Source organism: Photobacterium sp. GB-72, assembly GCF_003026095.1.
In the GTDB taxonomy this organism is placed as follows: Bacteria; Pseudomonadota; Gammaproteobacteria; order Enterobacterales; family Vibrionaceae; genus Photobacterium.
Genome location: NZ_PYNV01000003.1, coordinates 69,833 through 91,314 on the forward strand (window position 1 = coordinate 69,833; position 21,482 = coordinate 91,314).

General features: G+C 37.2%; 20 protein-coding genes. 10 read left to right on the top strand and 10 right to left on the bottom strand.

Annotated features, from left to right (window positions below; genetic code table 11):
• Nucleotides 1-6 precede the first annotated feature (6 nt).
• Nucleotides 7-933 (top strand): CHAD domain-containing protein, encoded by a 927-nt coding sequence (locus tag C9J40_RS05745; RefSeq protein ID WP_107246118.1) that lies wholly within the window; start codon nt 7-9, stop codon nt 931-933.
• A 3-nt stretch (nt 934-936) separates the two neighbouring features.
• Here C9J40_RS05745 and C9J40_RS05750 read toward each other — a convergent pair whose 3' ends face one another.
• The gene (locus C9J40_RS05750) at nt 937-1,416 is read right to left on the bottom strand and encodes a glutathione peroxidase (protein ID WP_107207578.1); all 480 of its coding nucleotides are present in this window, start codon (nt 1,414-1,416) and stop codon (nt 937-939) included.
• Between the two features lie 75 nt (nt 1,417-1,491).
• On the opposite strand from C9J40_RS05750, the gene C9J40_RS05755 reads away from it, so the two are divergent.
• The 3 genes from C9J40_RS05755 to C9J40_RS05765 all read left to right on the top strand — a co-directional run bounded on the left by C9J40_RS05755 (nt 1,492) and on the right by C9J40_RS05765 (nt 4,903).
• On the top strand, nt 1,492-2,043 hold the full coding sequence (locus C9J40_RS05755) for a hypothetical protein (protein ID WP_107246120.1): 552 nt from the start codon (nt 1,492-1,494) through the stop codon (nt 2,041-2,043).
• A 200-nt stretch (nt 2,044-2,243) separates the two neighbouring features.
• On the top strand, nt 2,244-4,349 hold the full coding sequence (locus C9J40_RS05760; RefSeq protein WP_107246121.1) for a protein-disulfide reductase DsbD: 2,106 nt from the start codon (nt 2,244-2,246) through the stop codon (nt 4,347-4,349).
• 29 nt (nt 4,350-4,378) lie between these two features.
• On the top strand, nt 4,379-4,903 hold the full coding sequence (locus C9J40_RS05765) for a protein disulfide oxidoreductase (RefSeq protein WP_107246123.1): 525 nt from the start codon (nt 4,379-4,381) through the stop codon (nt 4,901-4,903).
• 45 nt (nt 4,904-4,948) lie between these two features.
• On the opposite strand, the gene C9J40_RS05770 is transcribed toward C9J40_RS05765, so the two are convergent.
• A complete protein-coding gene (locus C9J40_RS05770) occupies nt 4,949-5,458 on the bottom strand; it encodes an NlpC/P60 family protein (protein WP_107246257.1) in 510 nt (169 codons plus the stop codon).
• Nucleotides 5,459-5,734: 276 nt separating this feature from the next.
• On the opposite strand from C9J40_RS05770, the gene C9J40_RS05775 reads away from it, so the two are divergent.
• Together C9J40_RS05775 and C9J40_RS05780 are read left to right on the top strand one after the other, a co-directional pair.
• Nucleotides 5,735-6,163 carry a GNAT family N-acetyltransferase gene (locus C9J40_RS05775; RefSeq protein WP_233217772.1) on the top strand — a complete coding sequence of 143 codons (429 nt, stop codon included), beginning with the start codon at nt 5,735-5,737 and terminating at the stop codon, nt 6,161-6,163.
• 367 nt (nt 6,164-6,530) lie between these two features.
• Nucleotides 6,531-7,295 (top strand): 1-acylglycerol-3-phosphate O-acyltransferase, encoded by a 765-nt coding sequence (locus C9J40_RS05780; protein ID WP_107246125.1) that lies wholly within the window; start codon nt 6,531-6,533, stop codon nt 7,293-7,295.
• 55 nt (nt 7,296-7,350) lie between these two features.
• Here C9J40_RS05780 and C9J40_RS05785 read toward each other — a convergent pair whose 3' ends face one another.
• Nucleotides 7,351-7,704: a DUF2750 domain-containing protein gene (locus C9J40_RS05785; protein WP_006644976.1), complete on the bottom strand. Its 354-nt coding sequence runs from the start codon at nt 7,702-7,704 to the stop codon at nt 7,351-7,353.
• Between the two features lie 273 nt (nt 7,705-7,977).
• On the opposite strand from C9J40_RS05785, the gene rarD reads away from it, so the two are divergent.
• Together rarD and C9J40_RS05795 are read left to right on the top strand one after the other, a co-directional pair.
• Nucleotides 7,978-8,886, top strand: coding sequence for an EamA family transporter RarD (gene rarD, locus C9J40_RS05790; RefSeq protein WP_107246258.1), 909 nt, complete (start codon nt 7,978-7,980; stop codon nt 8,884-8,886).
• A gap of 80 nt (nt 8,887-8,966) precedes the next feature.
• Nucleotides 8,967-9,329, top strand: a complete 363-nt coding sequence (locus C9J40_RS05795; protein ID WP_107246127.1) for a nucleotide pyrophosphohydrolase — start codon at nt 8,967-8,969, stop codon at nt 9,327-9,329.
• Nucleotides 9,330-9,391: 62 nt separating this feature from the next.
• Here the strand turns inward: C9J40_RS05795 and C9J40_RS05800 are convergent, their stop codons facing one another.
• The 4 genes from C9J40_RS05800 to nrdD all read right to left on the bottom strand — a co-directional run bounded on the left by C9J40_RS05800 (nt 9,392) and on the right by nrdD (nt 15,081).
• Nucleotides 9,392-9,655, bottom strand: coding sequence for a DUF2960 family protein (locus C9J40_RS05800; RefSeq protein ID WP_045084205.1), 264 nt, complete (start codon nt 9,653-9,655; stop codon nt 9,392-9,394).
• A gap of 106 nt (nt 9,656-9,761) precedes the next feature.
• Entirely contained in the window at nt 9,762-11,849 is a 2,088-nt protein-coding gene (locus tag C9J40_RS05805) for an EAL domain-containing protein (protein WP_107246129.1), read from the bottom strand.
• Nucleotides 11,850-12,378: 529 nt separating this feature from the next.
• Nucleotides 12,379-12,849, bottom strand: coding sequence for an anaerobic ribonucleoside-triphosphate reductase-activating protein (nrdG, locus tag C9J40_RS05810; RefSeq protein ID WP_107207570.1), 471 nt, complete (start codon nt 12,847-12,849; stop codon nt 12,379-12,381).
• Nucleotides 12,850-12,954: 105 nt separating this feature from the next.
• On the bottom strand, nt 12,955-15,081 hold the full coding sequence (gene nrdD / locus C9J40_RS05815) for an anaerobic ribonucleoside-triphosphate reductase (protein WP_107207569.1): 2,127 nt from the start codon (nt 15,079-15,081) through the stop codon (nt 12,955-12,957).
• Nucleotides 15,082-15,409: 328 nt separating this feature from the next.
• Here nrdD and C9J40_RS05820 point away from each other — a divergent pair, with 328 nt between their 5' ends.
• Complete coding sequence (locus C9J40_RS05820; protein WP_107207568.1) at nt 15,410-16,516, top strand: diguanylate cyclase; 1,107 nt, start codon at nt 15,410-15,412, stop codon at nt 16,514-16,516.
• 50 nt (nt 16,517-16,566) lie between these two features.
• Here C9J40_RS05820 and C9J40_RS05825 read toward each other — a convergent pair whose 3' ends face one another.
• Nucleotides 16,567-16,989, bottom strand: a complete 423-nt coding sequence (locus C9J40_RS05825; protein WP_107207567.1) for a hypothetical protein — start codon at nt 16,987-16,989, stop codon at nt 16,567-16,569.
• Nucleotides 16,990-17,283: 294 nt separating this feature from the next.
• On the opposite strand from C9J40_RS05825, the gene C9J40_RS05830 reads away from it, so the two are divergent.
• A complete protein-coding gene (locus C9J40_RS05830; RefSeq protein WP_107246130.1) occupies nt 17,284-18,150 on the top strand; it encodes an endonuclease/exonuclease/phosphatase family protein in 867 nt (288 codons plus the stop codon).
• Nucleotides 18,151-18,241: 91 nt separating this feature from the next.
• Here the strand turns inward: C9J40_RS05830 and C9J40_RS05835 are convergent, their stop codons facing one another.
• Together C9J40_RS05835 and C9J40_RS05840 are read right to left on the bottom strand one after the other, a co-directional pair.
• Nucleotides 18,242-19,585, bottom strand: a complete 1,344-nt coding sequence (locus tag C9J40_RS05835) for a sigma-54 dependent transcriptional regulator (protein WP_107207565.1) — start codon at nt 19,583-19,585, stop codon at nt 18,242-18,244.
• A 298-nt stretch (nt 19,586-19,883) separates the two neighbouring features.
• Nucleotides 19,884-21,419 (bottom strand): phospholipase D family protein, encoded by a 1,536-nt coding sequence (locus tag C9J40_RS05840; protein WP_107246132.1) that lies wholly within the window; start codon nt 21,417-21,419, stop codon nt 19,884-19,886.
• Nucleotides 21,420-21,482: the final 63 nt, after the last annotated feature.

Here is a 21,482-nt window from a genome sequence, read left to right on the forward strand (position 1 = left end):
AAAATCATGCATAAGCGAGACACTTTTCAGCTTCCTCGAAAAACGTCAGGTGTTTATCCTATTCATTCTACTTTGCCACTATTTAAAATTATTCGCGCTCACGTATTACAGAGCTTCTCTTTTTGTGAAAACTATCAAAAAGGCATTGTAAAAGATGATGATCCTGAATTTCTTCATCAATATCGCGTTACCATGCGCCGTATACGCGCCATACTTAGTCTCCATCAATCACTTTTCATTCCAGAACAACTAAAAGAAACGAATTTAGCTATCAAAAGTTTAATGCAGCCCACTAATTTACAACGCGATCTCGATGTTTATCTCATGCAAATGGAGCATTACTTTTACTTAGTCGAACATAAGCATCATCAAGGATTGGCACGCTTTTTTGACGATCTGCAGCACCAACGCCAAAAAGCCTATAAGAAAAATAAGCATTGGTTAAAAAGCGAAGAATATAAAACGCAATATAAGCTCATCTGTATACAGTTAAAGCAGCTATCGCCTCTCATGGAAGATCTATCTACACCACCACAACAAATGATAAACACGCTATTCGTGAACTTAAACAATCGTATTATCACCTCAATGAAGGCTATTGATTCAAAAACGTCTGACGCGCAACTTCATCGCTTGAGAATCAAATATAAAAAATTACGTTATGGTTTGGAGTACTACCACCCATTAACAGAACAGTTATCACTTCGTTTGAAATTAAAAACAGTGAAATTTCTACAAGCCAAATTAGGTGACTTCAATGACAGCTCGGTACAAATTGACTTTCTTAATCATTATTTAGAGCAATACAAAACAACGGGGAGACGTGCGAAGGCGATTGGTTTATTACTTCAAAAAGCACAACAACGGCATCTAGAAAATAAGCAGCAATTGATTAATGAAGTCATCCTATGTAGTCAAAATACTGCTTATTAATCATTATGATAGTAGCTTGATAATATCATCTTCTAAAGCAAATGGTTTTGTGGTGGGTGCATAGCGTTTCATTGGTTCACCCTCTCTTGAAATCAAAAACTTGGTGAAATTCCATTTAATATCATTGCCTAGCAAACCAGGTAATTGTTTTACGAGATAAGAAAATACAGGTTCAGCATCACGCCCTTTTACATCCACCTTACTAAACATCGGAAATGTTACGCCATAATTGATTAGACACTCCTGTTTAATTTGGCTTTCAGTTCCAGGCTCTTGTCCACCAAACTGATTACATGGAAAACCAAGTATTACTAATCCTTGATCACGATACTTTTCATATAATGCCTGTAATGCTTCATATTGAGGTGTAAAACCACACTTACTAGCAGTATTTACAACGAGTATAACCTTCCCTTCAAAAGCACTTAATGAAAGCGCTTCCCCTGAAAGTGCTTTAACCTCGAAGTCATAAATTTTTGTCATTCTCATTCCTATTTATTATTACTCGCTAATTGTCCATGTTATTCTGTGGACGTCCTTTTGTACGAAGTTAATAGCATGACAGATCTCAAACACTTATTTTTTTCTCTTGGCCTTGAACAACTTGATTTATCAGAAAAAGAGAAAAACATTATTAATGCTTTTATTCATGAATCAACACCTCGATTTAATGATATTTGCCACCAACGACAAGATAAAGAGCCTTTAGCGTTACTATTAGGCTATATGACGCAACAACATCACATTGCCTCGTCTCGTTGGACTGAACAACAGACCGCCTATCATCAAATGCAATCGGTATTTCAATCAACCGTAGGGGTTGAACACGCTAGCAAATTTATTAATCAAGATATCGATGAATATATTCTGATCACTCTACTATGGTTGCTTGTTCAAGGGGCAAATAAAATTGATTATAGTTATGCTAATGAACAAGCAGAGACGCTGTTAGATCACATTAGTGAAGAGATAAAACAGTCGAATGACAGTAAAAAAGATGAACAGCTTCGACAACGGTTACTGCAAGCATACTATCAAGGAAAAAATACGACGCAGCAAAGCCTTTTCACAAAACTAAAGCGTATGTTCAGGTTATCGCAACAACAATAGGAAATGACAGCATAACTTATCGCGATAATACGCGAACCAAAACGTAAATAGACTGTCACCTAATAATCTAAATATTTTGCTAACTCGATGAAATAGAGTCGTTATTTTACCGTTCTATTTTATCACCAAGACCATAGTATAAAATTTATACGCTCATGATCGTTGCAATGACATGCGCATTGTTAAAACGGAGTTCTAGATTGAAAAAGATATATCTCAATACTTATTTCGTCTGTGCCATGCTCGGCGCATTACTCAGTATCACTTTTTCCAGTCAAACCTTTGCGGCTACTGAGATTACAACGGGGTGGGTAACAAACCCACAGCATCCCCCTGTGCAAGTTAGGTTAGTGCTAACGGGTGAAAAAGACACAGCTAACCATACAGTTCAAGGACTGCTAGAAGTTAAACTTGATAAAGATTGGAAAACCTATTGGCGATCGCCTGGTGAAGGTGGTGTCGCACCATCTATAAACTGGGATATGTCTAGTAATGTTGAAAGTGTTGACTGGCAGTGGCCGATGCCAAAACGTTATGAGTTCTTAGGTGTTGAAACGCTGGGCTATAAACATGATGTTATTTTCCCACTTTCAATTCATGTAAAAGACATGAATAAGCCTGTATTCCTTGCAGGTAAATTAACCATGTCTTCCTGTACCAGTATTTGTGTACTGACTGACTATGAATTAGCACTTGATTTTAACCCTGAAAAACTCAGCTTATCGACTGACGCGATGTTTTTATACAACAAGGGTTATAGCCAAGTACCTAAATCGTCTCAAGCAGTAACATTGGATACTGTCTCTTATAACAAGGACAAAAAAGCAATTACGGTGGTTGCAACAAATAAGGCTGGCTGGATAAAACCAGATGTGTTGATTGACGGACATAATAAAGCCGTTAAAGACACCTCTTTTTTAGCGCCGAATGTTACGATTAAAGATAAAACACTGTATGCGGTATTACCGGTGACCAGTTGGTTTGGTACACCAAAGCTTGTTGGTGAACCACTTCAAATCACAATCGGTGATAATAATCTCGCTGTTGAGATCCCAGCAACAGCAACAGATACCCCAGTGATTGTGCCAAGTTCTAATAGTAACTTATTAGAAATAATTGGCATTGCGCTATTGGGCGGTTTAATTCTTAATATCATGCCATGCGTATTACCGGTATTAGGCATGAAGTTAAGTAGCGTTGTTTCAGCGAAAGGCTTAGAAAAACGCCAAATCCGTACCCAATTTATCGCTTCTGCTGCAGGTATTATCACCTCATTTTGGCTATTGGCTGGCTTTTTAGCATTAATGAAATTATCAGGCCAAGCGTTGGGCTGGGGAATCCAATTCCAGAGCCCTTGGTTTATTGGTGCCATGATTGCGATCACCGCCCTGTTTGGTGCAAATATGTTAGGCTTATTTGAAATTCGCTTATCAAGTAACACCAATACTTGGATGGCAACCAAAGGGGATAACTCACACCTTGGGCACTTTATTCAAGGAATGTTTGCCACCCTTCTTGCAACGCCATGTAGTGCCCCATTCTTAGGCACAGCTGTCGCGTTTGCATTAGGTGCTAATTATGTGACACTTTTTGCCATCTTCACCGCGTTAGCGATTGGTATGGCTGCACCATGGTTGCTCATTGCTCTCTTCCCACAACTGGCAAACGCATTGCCAAAACCTGGTCTATGGATGGATAGGGTTAAAACGCTGTTTGGTTTGATGATGCTGGCAACCAGTATCTGGCTATTAAGCTTAATGACTAGCTTCTTTTCTGCGGCGGTTGTTTGGGTGATTGGTCTACTGATCATGCTTGTTATCTTATGGCAATTAGGTCGTAAGAAAGGACGTAAAGCCGTTATCATCACAACAGCAGTTCTTTTACTGGGTGTTGCAGGTAGCCTTATCGTGGGTAGCTTAACCTCAAACCATTGGGCGAAGCCGCTAGCTGATGACCACCATTGGCAAACGCTAAACGTTGATAACATTGCAAAACAAGTTGCTGAAGGAAAAACAGTCTTTGTTGATGTTACGGCTGAATGGTGTATCACATGTAAAGCCAATAAAGTCGGTGTTTTACTGCAAGAGCCCGTATATTCAGCCTTATCTGCTGATAACATCGTGTTAATGCGCGGTGATTGGACGAAACCTTCTGACTACGTCACAGGCTTCTTACAGTCACATGGACGTTTTGGTGTACCATTTAATATTGTATATGGTCCTAATGCGCCTCAAGGTATCCCATTGCCCGTAATTTTAACAAGTGACGAAGTGCTTAACGCAATTAAAAAAGCAAGTAAGGAATAAAGGAATAAAGGAATAAAGGAATAACATACATGACAAGGACGTCTGCCAAAGGATGGCTTAAAAACATACTTATCACTGCTATATTAGTAACAGCAATAAGTATTATGGTTGATATCTGGCGAAATAAAGATTTAACGGTTTCTGTTGATAACCATTCGGTAGAAAAAACTATAAACCAGCATGATATTGATTGGCTAACTCTCAGTTATCAACAGCCTGTTGTACTCTATTTATGGGCAACATGGTGTCCAAGCTGCCGCTTTGTAAGTCCATCAATCAATTGGCTGCAGCAATATCAAAGTGATCTGAATATAAAGGTATTTAGTGTTGCTATTCGCTCTGGAGATGACCGTTCATTACGAGCATACATGAACAGTAAAGAATATCGCTTTCCTGTCATTAATGACCAAAATGGTTCTATTAGCCAACAATTAGGGATAAGTGCTACACCTACTATTCTTATTGTTAAAAATGGCGAAGTCTTTAATTCTACGACAGGTGTGACAACTCCTGTTGGTTTATTCGCTAGAGTAATGGCCGCAACATATTTATAAATAAAAAGCCCAGCTAGAGTAGCTGGGCTTTTTATCATCTAATTGTCATTGTGGTTTCGGCATACGTCTAATTTGCCAAAAATGTCGCTTCCAATAAGGATTATCTAACCGTGAAATCATCACACCTTTTGATTGTGACGCGTGCATAAATTCTGAATTGCCTAAATATATTCCAACATGGCGTGTATTACGTCCCGTTCGGAAAAAGACTAAATCCCCTTCTTTTGCACTGTTACGTGAAACTTTACGTCCCTTTTTCACCAATTGTAATGTTGTTCTTGGCAACATCATTTGGTAAACACTGGAATAACCTACTTGCACAAATGCTGAGCAATCAATGCCTTTCTTTGTTGTTCCACCAAGACGATAAGGTGTTCCTTTCCATGAATGGTAAACACCATCAAACATACCTGTATCTACAGAAGCGTTCTTTTTCAAACCTTCTTCCAACATATCATTGCTAACAGCAATTTTTTTGCCTACTGACGTTGTTTCAGCAGCCTTATTGTTTGATGTTTTATCATTTACAGAGTCAGTCGAAGAACACCCAATCATTGACACAAGCGCCAATGCAAATAATGCGTGTTTATTATATTTAAATCCGTTCTTCAAAATTTAGCCTGTACTGATCGTTTGATAATACTTTTATTGATTATGGCTTAAAATAATACCAATAATAAGGACAAAGTGCACACTATCAGAATAAATTTGACCTATTCCAAACAATAACAATTCTAATATCTTAAAATTAGATACAAACATTAAACGTATACGCTCAACAATATGACCTCAATACAATTTCATAATTATAATCCCCATTATGAGCAAGAATTGTCTCAGCTTTACTATGACGCTATTACAAAAATTGCGCCTGCTTATTATCATCCACAACAAGTCAAAATATGGGCTGATTATCCGCGCAAACACCCAAACGAATTTGCTAAATTATTAACACAAGGTGCTGTAATAATGGCAATTAACAATGAAGGGAGTGTCATGGGGTTCGGTCAACTTCATCCGAAAAATTATATTGCTTTACTCTATACCCGGCCTGAGTTTAATCGCTTGGGTGTCGCGAGTGCTATTTATAGTAAGCTCGAACAAATAGCACATATAAGCCATCAAACAACACTGAGTGTTACAGCCAGTAAACTCTCTCTACCCTTGTTTAGCAAGCTAGGTTTTGAATTAATCGATACAGAAATTGCTATCCGTGACGACATTACGTTCGAACGCTACAACATGGTAAAATTATTGTAGGGAAGGAAAAAAAAAGCTTACTGTTAAGTAAGCTCAAAAATTTATACAACAGAAGAGATAAAAACTACGTCTATAACGTATTGATTATCTATATATAATTTTTACTTTTATCCTATTTAAGATCCAGTCATTTACTTATCTATAAATACATATGCGATTATCTTCACGCCTAGATTGAAAATGTAACTGTTAATGTTATTAACAAGCAATATATCATCTGACCAGATACCGTATATTTTTATAAATCGTGATAACACACTATAAAATGTTAATTATTTGTAAAGCCACACTATCACAATAATAACTATTTAGGTAATGTATAAAGATGTAGTCATGCGACATAACTTAAACAGCATAAGGAGTATATGTGCTGGCTTTAATTCGAATTACCATCGCAACCCTTTTTATTATCATTACAACCTGTTGTGCACTACTTTACTGCCTAATAAACCGACCTCGTGCACCTAAACATGTCTACACCTTTTGCCGCTGGTTTAACCAATTGCAAAAAATTACAGGTGTTCGTGTTGAGCAACGTGGACTCAGTAACAGCGCCAATATTGCTAATGCCGTCTATATATCCAATCACCAAAGTGTTTATGACTTTGTTACGACCCCTGGTATGTTGCAACCAAATACCGTGTCACTAGGGAAAAAAAGCTTATTATGGATCCCTTTCTTCGGGCAGCTTTACTGGATCACGGGCAATATACTGATTGATCGTGAGAATAAAGCCAAAGCGCGTAATACCATTCAGCAAGTTGCTGATGCTATCCACCAGCGAAATTTATCTGTCTGGGTTTACCCAGAAGGCACGCGAAGCAAAGGACGTGGATTGCTGCCTTTTAAGACAGGAGCTTTTAGAATGGCGATAGAAGCAGGTGTACCTATTATTCCTGTCGTGATCAGTACGACACACAATAAGATTGATTTAAATAAACTTGATAACGGTACTGTTATAGCTGAAATGCTAGCCCCAATCGACACTCAAACATTTAAATCGACTGACGCAAGACAGTTAGCTGAAAAATGCCATCAACTTATGGCAGAAAAGATCGCCCAACTTGATAATGAATTATCGCAAGATTCTTATTTGGCGAGTGAAGATACATCAAAAGAGAATAAAGCCTAAAATAATTACACCCAATGAGTTTCATTGGGTGTAAATTATATCAACAATCTAAGGCTTAGATGTAAAGCTTAGCAACATCGCTAGGCTCAACTTCCACACCTTCAAGACTTTCGTTCCAGTTCAAACCAACAAGAACACCGTCTTCAGCTAATGTGATCATCCAATCTTCTAAGAAAATATCTAGTGGCAATTCACTTGGTTGGAACTCAGCCCACTCATCAGCACATTGCGCTTTCGCATCTTCTTCATTTGACCAGAATGGCATTACTTCCGAATCTTCAAACTCAGATGAAGCAACAGATAGCCAATCACCTTCTTCATTACGAAGGCTCCAAACAATACGTGTATTTTGTGTTTCTTCAACAAACATTAATTTGTTAGCTTGGATATCTGACGTTAATTTAGTCATCTATTTTCTCTCAGTTGTAAACCTAAATGGCAAGCAACCATAGCTTATATCACCACAGCACTCTAACCCATGAAGTTTAACAAAAAACAGAATAAACAGTGATTAAATATTGTTTATATTTTTATGCCATATAGAGATAAAATAATATTGACATATACCTATTCAATGGCAAAATGTCGCGATTATCGTCTAGGTTCATTCTGTTCCACCCGATATGGCAAAGTCTTGCCAACACATTACATCAAACATTTACACTTACTGTTAGGTCAATCAATGCAATCTCGTCGTGCTGGAAATATGCTGGCGGCATTTTCTTTTGTGCTTTGGGGAATTCTCCCACTGTATTATCAGTTCTTGCCACAAGCCAATATTAATGAATTACTCGCACTAAGACTTATTTTTTCAGTGCCTGTTATGTTATTAGTCATAGTACTACTTAAACGGCCTTTACCTAACGTTACGGAACTGTTGGCAGATAAGAAATCGTTCTTCATGTGCGGTGTTGCTGGCTGTATTATGAGTGTATCTTGGTATGCTTTTACCTGGGCGATTACCCACGGTGAAGTGCTTGCCGCAAGTCTTGGTTATTTTATTAACCCATTATTTGCTATTGCCTTAGGTATGTTTTTCTTAAGAGAAAAGCTCACAAAAGCTCAAGTAATCGCTGTGGTTCTGGCTATCTTAGGTATTGCTTATCAAGTCTGGCAGTACGGGGAATTACCTTGGTTGTCTCTTCTTATGGGCAGCTTTTTTGCTATCTATGGATTAACCAAAAAGTATATAAGATATGATGCATTAACCTCGGTGACTATTGAAGCCGCTATCCTTACCCCCTTTGCTGTAATTTATATGCTGTGGCTTTACTTCTCTGGTGATAGTGTGTCGTTAACATCAGGTACGACTACATTCCTATTATATGTAGGCTCTGCGCCAGTTACAGTCGCACCCTTAATCTTCTTCGCTTTAGCACTAAATCGTACTAGCTTAACAATGGTTGGATTAATGCAATATATCGAGCCAACATTACAGTTCTTATTAGCCGTGTTCTTGTTTGGTGAGGTCTTTGATCATACTAAAGCGATCAGTTTTAGCCTTATTTGGGCAGGTTTGATCTTTTGTACGCTTGAAGCATTACCCAACTTATTCGATAAAAAGCGTAACGTTACCCTGCCTCACTCGTAATTGTCTTAAATGTAAACACCGTGCGTTGTACGGTGTTTTTGTTTATCCTTCAATTATTGTCCAAATAAGAACGTTTTATCATGTCATCAAACCCACCTTCAGAGCTACAGCAACTACAAGAACAACTCCGTCACTTTGCAATACAGCGCAATTGGGATCAGTTCCATACCCCTAAAAACTTAGTAATGGCCTTAAGTGGTGAAGTGGGTGAATTAACAGAAATTTTCCAATGGTTAACCCCCGAGCAAAGCCAACACCTTTCAGTTGAAAAAAAACGGCAATTAGAAGAAGAACTTGCGGATGTGATGATGTACTTGGTTCGATTAGCGGATAAGTGCGATGTGGATATTTTAGAGGCTTGCCAGAGAAAGATAATAAAAAATGCTGATAAATACCCTATTGAGAAATGTTATGGATCAGCGAAAAAATATAATGAGTTATAACAGCGTTCAGTAAGAACAAAAAAGCTGGCGATTATAGCCAGCCTTTTTCATTTACTTGCCAACTATTTTTGGCCAACACCGCGATTTTCTTTTTTCGCTAAAGCAATTTTACCAAAGCCTAGCTTACGAAAATAACTATCACGATAGTCACGGGCAGCTTTACTTGAATTTGAAACTGCTTCAACTTGCAATTCCATTTTTAGAAATGACGTTAAGTCGATACCTTCTGCAGCAGCTACCGCTTCATGAATATTACGGTATTGATCAAATGAAAAAATAAGCTCTTTTTCTTCATTTTTGTAGGTATAGATAATAGTGCGTGACATAACGTCCCCAGTAGAGCATAAAAATGGATACGAAATTTACCGTATATCCTTTTAAGATGGAAGCTTAAACAACGCGGTATTATTTAATAAATCCGTCACCATTAAACTATACCTCGATAGCTGCTACCTGCTTGGTTGTCAGATCATTATTTATATCGTTATTAGAAACAAAGTCTTGTAATAATTCATTAGCAAAAACATCTTGTTGCGACATTGGTCGATAGTAATAAAAACCTTGAATATAGCGTACCCCCACAGATTGAATAAATTCAACTTCTTTAAGATGCTCTACCCCTTCAACAACAATCTCAGCATTGGTGATCTTACCGAGTTGTACAGCTAAGCTAAACAGGTCTTTACCTCGCTGTGTTTCTAGATTCAGTACCAGTGTTCGATCAATTTTTACTTTATCAAAATCAAAACGCGATAAATAAGCCAGTGATGAATAGCCAGTACCAAAATCGTCTAATGCTACGGCAATGCCTAATTGATGTAATTGATCGATGACTTTCGCAACATCGGCTTCATTTTGCACCAATAACTCTTCAGTGATCTCAATTTCAATTTGAGAGAATGACAGTGAGCTCTCTTCAATATGTGTTTTAATCGTTTGGACAAAATTTTTCTTTAAGACAGTATCTGGTGAGATATTTATCGATAATCTAATGTTCTCATTCACTTTCGCAAATCGTTCGCCAGCACGTAATGCTTTGTCAAAAACCCAATAATCTAAATCTGGCATTAACCCTAATTGATTAAAGGCGGCTAAAAACGTCGGCGGTAAAATCTTTCCATCCTTATCATGATAACGAATAAGTGTTTCAAAACTAATGATCTTATTCGTATTCACATCAACCTGAGGTTGAAAATAGAGTAAAAACTCCCCTTCAGCTTGTAGCCGTTCGATCTCTTTTTGTGCTTTTAAATTTCGATGTAAAGACGGTATAAAACTGGTTAAACGTGTTTTAACTTCAATCTCATCACTGGTAAATAAGCGATTGGAGAAGACATCGGACACACCAATACCAAGGTTACGCTTATCCATTAGTTTAAAGAATGGGTAATAGATCGCGACACCAATTAGGATGATAACAGCCTGTAATATTGCGCCAGAAATAGCCCCTCCTGTTGCAACATAGCCGCTTAATAAAGGCGGCATTAACCAGCTTTGGATTTCACTTAATGGTGGCACAATTCCCCAATACATCGCCCCATAAGCCACCACAAAACCAATTGCAGGTGCAATCAGAAAAGGAATAATCATGATTGGATTAAATATAACAGGCACACCATAGAGCACCGGCTCATTGACGTTAAAAAGACACAAGATAAGGGACGCTTTTGCTAATACTTTATAGCCTTCACTTTTTGCAAATAACAGCATACAAATAACTAAGCTCAATAAGTTGCCGCTACCACCAATGCCCGTAAAGAAATCATAAAAATTGGTGCTGATAATATTAAGATCTGCACCAAAATTATGCCATGCTGAAATATTCACCATAGTGATATCGTAAAGTTCAGCTTTGTACATATGAAGTACATTATGGCCATTGATCCCTACGGACCAAAACGCCCCGCGCAATAACTCATAAATAAGGCCATCAACAAAAGAGGTAGGATCAAGCGAGGGTAATAATGAAGATGAAATGCTTACCGAATTAACAACAAAGTAAATAAGCTGACTGGATGTTATCAATGCACCAATGGAGACTATCGCACCTAGTAGCATGTTTGCTGAGCTGTCGATGACGGAGTCGCGATCACTGCCTCTAAAAACACGAAATTTCTTTAATCGAGAAATCAGTCCACAAGTAATATATGCCGTTAATAACGACAACGGAAAACTATTAGGTAATGGCATAATTTGCGATAAAAAGCCCCATTGGTAGGACACCACAAAATACACAGTTAATGCACTGGCTATTGAGACCCCTTTAGGGATACGTTTTACAGAAGAGAGGTATGTAACAAGATAAAAGTTGATCAATATAGGAAACATCAAACCCGTTGATTCACCTACATACCTTATCGTGCCAGTTAATGAGTCATAGCCGTAGTACTCACAGAATACCGCTATAAGTTCACAGAACGTCGAGATTAATGCCAGCGGTAAGGCCATGATAAAGACATTCGAAACAGCAACAAGATATTTATTCGACGAGAGCTCTGACATTACTCTGTAAACAGTCATAACTATTTTCTTATTTAATTATGATAAATACTATCAGCTCGATGCTGCCTGTATTTCACTACTCAATACCAACATTCGTGTTGATAACATCAACTAATCATCACGAACAACGCTAACTAATTATTTTATTTCAATAAATTATACTATCAATCATATCAGTTTATTATACATGAAAATTTATAAAATACTGTGCTACCTATCACTTCACACAAAACATGTAAGAGATTGTTAATAAAGTATACTTCGAACACTATTTAAAGCTGCATATCAAAGAAATAAGAGATAAATACCGTTATGTAACCACAGGAGTAATAATTAAAATGTGACATGTTTTAAACGTATTCTCGTTAATAGGGCATGGGTAAAATCATACACTGCCTTTTCCCATACTTATACACAGAAACAGTGGATAACTTTACTAACGCTGTGAAAAAACACACTTTTCGTATGTTTTTTATACAGGTGGGATTTTTAAATAATCAGTAAGTTACGATAGTAAGTCAAAATTATCATGTAATTCTCATTATGATTATTTTTTAGTTAAATAGTGGATAACTTGATTCTCACTACCACGCCATACCAAAGCAGGATCTCGTTGAGATTCTTCGTATTTTCCATCAACAAGAACATCGATAAGATCAACAATTTGCTGTTGCTGCTCAGTTAACTCAGCGAACGTGTACCCCGTCCATAACCAAATATCTTTACCAATACATTCACTACGGACACGTTTTACCAACTTTAAAATATCAGGCACGTTGTTTGGGTGTAACGGATCACCTCCAGATAAAGACAAACCACGGCGTTTAATTCTAGTATCGTTCAAATCATTAATGATCTGATCTTCCATCTCTTGGCTAAAAAAGTGCCCTGCATCTAGTCGCCATGTACTCTGGTTATAACAACCTCGACACTGATGAATACAGCCAGAAACAAATAAACTTGCACGAGTGCCCGGTCCATTAACAATATCGACAGGGTAATAGTTGTGATAATTCATATTGGTCACCTACACTCTCTAGTAATTTATTAAATAATAATCTTAAAAAGAAAAAGTGCCCTCTCAGGCACTTTTATCTTGTTACACTATGCACTCAAATAGAAATTACATGTGTTTAACACGACGCTTCACTTCTTCTTGTTTACCGAAGTTAAACGGGCGTGCGTCAGGGCTACCTAAGTAACCGCATACACGGCGTGTTACTGATACCTTAGATGGCTCGTGGTTACCACACTTAGGACATGTAAAGCCTTTACTTGTACAGTCAAACTCACCCGTAAAGCCACACTCATAACACTCATCAATGGGTGTATTAGTACCGTAATAAGGAACACGCGAATAGCTGTAATCCCATACATCTTCTAGTGCTTCAAGGTTATGCTGAATATTTGGGTATTCACCGTAACAGATGAAGCCACCATTCGCGATATCAGGGTAAGCCATCTCAAAGTCAATTTTATCGTATGGGTTTACTTTCTTTTCAACATCTAGGTGGAAGCTATTTGTGTAGTAGCCTTTGTCCGTCACACCTGCAACAACACCAAATTCTTTAGTATCGATTGCACAAAAACGACTACATAGGTTTTCACTTGGCGTACTGTATAAGCTAAAGCCATACCCCGTTTCTTTCTTCCATGCATCTGTTGCATCGCGTAAACGCTGAACAATGGCAACCGCTTTTTGGCGAAGCTCTTCACTGTCGTATACATGCGTATCATTGCCATATAGTGCATTCACTGTTTCATGAATACCAATATAGCCAAGCGAAATTGAAGCACGACCATTTTTGAAGATTTCTGATACGTCATCATCTTCTTTAAGGCGTACACCACATGCTCCTTCCATATATAAAATAGGGGCTACACGTGCTTTCACTCCATCAAGACGGGAGATACGTGCATCAAGTGCACGACGAGATAAGGCCAAACGCTCATCTAATAAAGTAAAGAAACGCGCTTCATCCCCTTTTGCTTCTAATGCAATACGTGGAAGGTTAATACTTACAACACCAAGGTTATTGCGGCCTTCGTGGATCAACTCACCATTTTCTTCATACGGACCAAGGAAACTACGACAACCCATCGGCGTTTTGAATGAACCCGTTACTTCAACTAACTTGTCATAGTTCAAAATGTCTGGGTACATGCGCTTAGAAGCACACTCTAACGCCAATTGCTTAATATCGTAGTTCGCGTCATCTTGTTTATGGTTTAACCCATCTTTAATGGCAAACACAAGCTTAGGGAATACTGCCGTCTTATGATTTTTACCCAAACCTGAAATACGGTTCTTCAAAATAGATTGTTGAATTAAGCGTGATTCCCACGACGTACCTAAACCAAAACCGAAAGTAACAAACGGTGTTTGCCCATTTGCGGTATGTAATGTGTTTACTTCATATTCTAGTGATTGGAATGCGTCATAACATTCTTTTTCAGTACGCGCATTAGCAAAAGCAACTGGGTCTTCAATGCCCCACTCTTTTGCTACTTCTAAATGCTTTTTATAACTAACAGTAACATAAGGTGCTAATACTTCATCAATACGGTTGATGGTTGTTCCACCGTAGATGTGGCTTGCTACTTGTGCAATGATCTGAGCTGTAACTGCTGTTGCGGTAGAAATAGATTTAGGAGTATCAATCTCTGCGTTACCCATTTTAAAACCATGGGTCAACATGCCGTTTAAATCAATCAGCATACAGTTAAACATAGGGAAGAAAGGAGAATAATCCAGATCATGGAAGTGAATATCACCACACTCATGTGCTTTAACAATGTCACGCGGCAACAAATGTTGAGTCGCGTAGTGTTTAGCAACAATACCAGCCAATAAATCACGCTGCGTTGGGATCACTTTACTGTCTTTATTCGCGTTCTCATTAAGTAAAGATGCATTGCTTTGCTCAATCAAACCACGAATTTCATTATTTAGGCGGCTTTTCTTTTCACGTGCAATATCGCGATCATGGCGATATTCAATATAGGCACGGGCAACTGTTTTGTGAGGACCAATCATCAATTGATTCTCTACAGCGTCCTGGATAGCGTGAATATCTACTTCTTCAGCATGCTGGAATTGAGCTAATGTCGCTTCAGCAACAGACATTGCATCCACTTCACTCATATTCATGTCATTGATTGACTGAGCTGCACCCATTACCGCTTCTTTAATGCGTTGCATTTCGAAAGGTACACGGCAGCCATCACGCTTAATCACAACAAGTTTCACACTAGGCTCCTAAATATACAATATTCATTACAGTGTCACGTAAACACAAAATATAGGCATTCGGTATACACGCAACAACAAGATGTGGGTATTAGGCGAGATTTTCAAAAAACAAACATTGATCCAAATCAATTTGTTTTAAAGAGAGATTACGATACGAACGATGCATCTGATGCGTCACAAAATTCTTTATAAAAGCAAATTTACATATACGCTTGTCAATAAAATTATTTGGTATTTAAGTAAAAATAATGAGAAAAAATTCTTGATTTTTTGCTGAATGAAGTAGACTGATTAAACACTTTTACCAGGCTGATTTGAATATTTAATGGATGGCTTAACACTTACACAGCGTATCAATAAAGTAACCTATAAAAACCTTCGTATTGGTTTTTTATGGTCATCTAAGATATCTCTGATGATCTTATCTTTAATGTTAGTCACATTATGGCTCAATCATTTCACTAATGACTCTGATATATCATTTTTGTTAACAGCCCAGTTTACTTGGCAAATGATACTTTCTGGTTTCGGGATCATTTATTTTAATCGCAGCACTGAACCTGCAAATTATCGCTTAGTGAGTGCCTTTTATAGCTTCACCTATGGTTTGAGTTGGGGAGCAACTATCTTAATCTTAGGCCTGTATGCACAATTCACTTTACTCTCTGAAGTATTAGCCAACCTGACAACTATGGTGGCATTACTTGGATTTTATACCTACCGAAATGCCTTATATTTAGCGATTACACCAATACTTGCTTTGAGTACTTGGATAACAATCAAAGATGAGCACTTAACATTACTGTTTTCGTTTGAAAAGTTTATGATCACTCTCATCATCATTGAATCTGGACGCCGTGTGCTATATCGCTGGTTCAGTAATCGTATTCAACAAGAACATGAGAATAAACGTTTACTAAAAGAGTTAAATCAACTCGCTTCTCGTGACCAATTAACCCAAATTAAAAATCGCCGTTTTTTCCAAATAGAACTTGAGAAGCAAATTAAAAATAGCCAACGCTTACATATCCCTTTGTCTCTAATTTTAATTGATATTGATCACTTTAAAGCATTTAACGACAGTCAAGGCCATATTGCGGGGGATGAGTGTTTAAAATTAGTTGCAAAAGTGATTGATGCAAGCTTGCTTCGAGGCACAGATAGTGTTTCTCGTTTCGGTGGAGAAGAATTTGCGGTTTTGTTACCAAATACCAACCTTGATGGCGCTATTTTAGTCGCCCAACGTATTCAGGAAAACTTAACTAAAGTAGCGATTGATCATCCCGCCTCACAAACCAGTCATATCGTGACAATCAGCCAAGGTATAACGACTTATGAGGAAAGCCAACGTTCAACGCAATTTATAGAAAAAGCAGATCACAATTTATATGATGCAAAAAAATCAGGACGAAATTGTTATATCGCTGCTTAGTAAATACCGCACTTTGAGCTATGTATAATAACCATCTGTGGCTATTTTGGTCATATTGCGTCAACGGCTTGCCGACATTTAGATACTCGTATCGACATTACACTTTTATAGTGTTCTGCTTGCGCTTTGATATACACAGCGCAGCCAGCACGATCATGAGATATCCATGCCTTTTCTGGCTCAAGCGCTACCTTTTTCCCTTCAGGAAAGACATAGTTCAAAATAACATTGCCATTAGGTTGAATCGCAAAACTATAAAATCGATCTAAATGCTCTAAATAGCCTACTGTTAAAAATAATACAGGTAGAAAAGAGCACTTAAACACAATGCTTTTAACGGTTAATGACTTAAATTTCATGTATGCTTCTACACGCAGCACAACATAGACCAATACAATAGATAAAGCAGCAAACCACGCAAGGATCTTAAATTTCCCCCACGAAACTTCGGGTTCAAGCAGTAGTATTTCCACCTTAGATTCCTTTCTAAAACAAAGCTGACAGTAAGATGCCACAAAAGTTATAACTCATGATTTTTGTTTGAGATAACACACTGCATACGATATTAAGAATAGCTTTCAAGTGGTGTGATAACTAACTCCAGAAAACTATGTTTACCAAGAATAGTGAAACTGAATTTTCATCATAAATATTATAATAAGGCTAAAAAATTAACCTAAAATAAGGAGAACATAATCCCGTATTTATTCTTTTTTGCGATTCAATTCATACTCGCTAATATTTGTCATGCACACTCATTAACGTTAATGACGTGGAATTTTCAATGGCTAGCAGATCATCCCAAAAACGACATACAACGAACAGCAAAAGACTACCAAGTATTAAAGCAAATTTTTCTTACTCACCAACCCGATATTCTCGCCTTTCAAGAAGTCGATAGTGCCTCAAGCCTTCATCGCATTGTTCCTAAAGACCAGTATCAAATATACATATCATCAAGAGTCAAAAACAAAGACGACGTTTTTAATGGGATCAACCAATTCACTGGTTTTGCCGTTAAAAAACACCTTACCGTTAAAGAACACCCAGATATAACCACGTTGAGCTCTCCCGCTATAGCATTAGGAAACAAGCCGTATTACCCACAAAAGTTACGTTATGGTTCAGCAATTAAAGTCAATCTTAATCAGCATGATATTATCGTTGTGAATGTACACTTAAAATCAGGTTGCTTTACTCCTAAACAGCTAAAGAACAACCGTAAAAAATCCTGTCGCACACTGAATTTACAACGAACATTAATCCAACAATGGATAGAACAGCAAGAAGTGAAAAGGCAGCCTTTTATCTTAGTTGGCGATTTTAATCATCGTATATCTCTTAATACAACAAATAACAAAACTTACTTTTTCTCCAATAATAATCAGCAAGGTTCTTTAAAATGGCTTACTCATAATGTTAAAGGTAACTGTTTAACAAAAAGAAGAAAGAAGAATAAAACCTATTATCGTCGTTATAAAGAATTAATTGACCATGGTTTTAGTAGTGAACATTTTACTATCTCATCTATCCAGCAGGTACCTTATTCCTTCGAGCAAGTATCAACTTACCAATTGAGTGATCACTGTCCAGTTATCTTTAGCCTCAGTTTTACACCGTTTATTTCTTCATGACTTATTAAGTTGTAAACTACAGTCAAAGAAAAGCCCACTTACCGACACCCTACGAGAAAGTGTTAAATAAGTGGGTATTGTTCATCAAATTTTATTCTGTCGCGTAATTGGAGCCATTGTAGTAACGTACATCAGGCACAATATTATGTTTATTCAACAAGCGGTACATTGTTGCTCTTGAAACACCAAGATCTTTTGCAGCTGATGCTACTTGACCACGGTGAGTTTCTAATACAGCAACCAGTACGTCTTTTTCTGCCTCATCTTTAATATTACGTAAACTTTGCTTCATATTAATTTTCTTAGGTAAGTCGAAGTGTTCAACACCCACTTCATTACCATCTGTTAATAACGAAACGCGTTTAACTTGATTTATTAGCTCTCGTACATTACCCGGCCAGTTATAACGGAGAAGTAACTGCTTTGCTTCTTCATTATACTGAGTTGCAATGGTGTTATATTCGCTTGAATACTTATGTAAGAAATATTCAGCTAAAGCAATAATATCAGCACCTCTTTCACGTAACGTTGGTACTGAAATATGGAAAACATTAAGTCGGTAAAATAACTCTTTACTGAATGTTTCATTCGCAATTGCTTGTTCTAAATTAGCACTAGAGCAGGCAATAACACGAACATCACACTCTCTGGTATCTTCTAAAGAGTCATTAGTCGGTTTTTGTAAATAAGCGAGAAGCTTCTGTTGCAAGTTTTTAGACAGTTCTTCAATACCATTAAGTAAAACCGTACCCGCTTTTATCGTGTTTTCAGATACATGTTCACCGTCTGAATTTAAAAAGGCTATTTGCTCATCATCGTCCATAACTGATGCGCAATTGATCATAGTAAAACTGTCATTTCTTCGTTTACTTAAATTATGGATAGAATTCGCAATAAGATCTTTTCCGGTTCCTTGCTCACCGCTAATAAAAATATTAACGTCTGTCATTGCAACACGCCGAACCATATCTCTCAAATGCTTAATTGATTTAGATTCACCAAATAAACCGACATCTTGCTGAGCATCTGTCCAAGAATTAGATTCAATTTCTAACATGCCTAATTGATGGCCGACAGTTTCCAATAGATGCGTCGATGGAATGGGAATTGAAAAATAATCAACACAATAATTATTTATAAATTGACAAATAGCATCCATACCAAGCTGTTCTTTCTTAATTACAGCAATCCATTTTACTTGCTTGGTTTTATTTGCCCTTAAAGAAATGCTATTTAAACTAAAATCATTATTACTAAGATCGACAATACAAATGCAAGGACTATATTCTTCCAAGATGGCATCAGCAGTACGAAGGTCATAACAACAATGTGTTTTCCATCCAGTTTGTTCTAATAACGCAATCCAAGGTTCATAAGTACAGCCAATAGCAACGAGTTTAGCTTTGAACGTTTTCTTATCACACTGTGCTAGCATTGAAGCCACCTTTATAATATCGTTGATTCCCCTCTTTTTTATAATATAGGCAACAAATGAATAATATGCCTCGTATTAATACCGCTAAATAAATAAAATATATACTATTTATTTTGCATACCAAAATGCAAAAAATACATTATTATATCTAATTCATCATCTTATTTATTAATTATAACTGTTTTTATGATGTTATATTTTTATCTGATTCTTTTTTTGACAAATAAATACAAGAGATAAATCCATTTTAAATATCTAATTAATTATGTTGTATTGTATAACTATATTTACATTCTTATTATAATAAGAAATTAAACAGCCATGACGGCAACCACATAAATTTCATTTTTGTTGTATCAGGCTCACCAGATCCATAAACATTAACTGGGTTATTTTGACTATCTATTGCCTGTTCATTCCCTACGATTTGGTATCCATTCTTTGCTCGTGAACGAATACTCTCCTCAATTTCAGCGACAAGCTGATCGTTGCCACGACAAAAAAGTCCCATTTCAGTATTATAGTGATTAGAACGGTTATCAATATTGTACGTCCCCACCATCACTTCATTTTGAGCATCACCATTGCGTTTATAAATTTGTGTTTTGGAATGCATTCCCCACCGTGCATTTTCCACCGCTTTACTCACTGATGCCGTTTCATTTAGCCATTCGCCAGCATGGAGATAGATATGCATTCCCTTAGCTTGCCAATCATAAACATGACTATAGAGTTGTGCCGCTACATAAGTGGCATCGGTTGAGGATAAAGAATTGGTGTATAACGTCATATCGATATTTTTATCGAGTAATATTTGCATTAAATGCTCTGATTTTCGATTATTCAGTAAATAAGGAGAGGCCAATATTAAACTGTTATCGACTGTCATCACTTTATCGAAAATAGTTTTACGTAAAAAACGATAATTATCACTATACGGATCTTTAAATCGCGTCCAGAATGATCCTCCTGGTGCGTCTGAAGTAAATGTCGTTTCAGGACATAAATACGTCTTTTTCTCCATTAAAATCGGTCTTGCGATGGCTTCTATTCTTGCTCTTGTCGCCTCTTCAATTTCTGTGTGAGCAAGAAAGGCTTGAACGGCTTCCTGTTTACGCTCGTATTTTTGCAATTCAATACGATTGTTAGGTACTTCAGGAGAGTGATAACGTTCACTGATATCATGTTCAAAAAACGCATTAAAAGAATCTTGCATCGCTTTAACAATAGACCCTGATACATGCAGATCGCGATCAAGAAAGTTATATTGTTCTGAAAGATCAAAATAATCATTTTCGATATTTCGTCCACCCGTTACCGCTTCTTTACCATCAACCACCAACAATTTACGATGATTACGAAAGTTTATCGTAGAAATATAATACAGCGGTGCGGCATTATAATAACGAACATCAATACCATGATCTTTCAAACCATCGGCGTAGTATTCATCAAACTCAAATACGGTGGCAGACTTATCAATTAATACCCGTACTTTTACTCCTCGCTTTGCTGCTGACACTAATTCTTGCACGATTATTTTCCCACTCATATCGGGCGAGAAAATAAAGTATTCCACCTCTATCGTTTTATGAGCACGTCGGATCATATCAATACGGGTTTGTAATGCTGCAATACCGCTATTAAGTACTGTTATGTCATTGCGCCCTACACCGCTATCCGGCTGATAAATATCAACTTGATGAAACGGGTAAGGATTCGATGACGAAAGATCATGATAGCTCTCAAAATCTTCATCCCAATAAACCCAATTACACCCAGAGAGTAGTAATGATAATGACACAGTGGTTGCAATAGAACGGTAAGTAAACAACACAGGCTCCTTGTGCTATATAGATAAATCCCTTTATTATTTCATCTTGCATGACAACCTAAT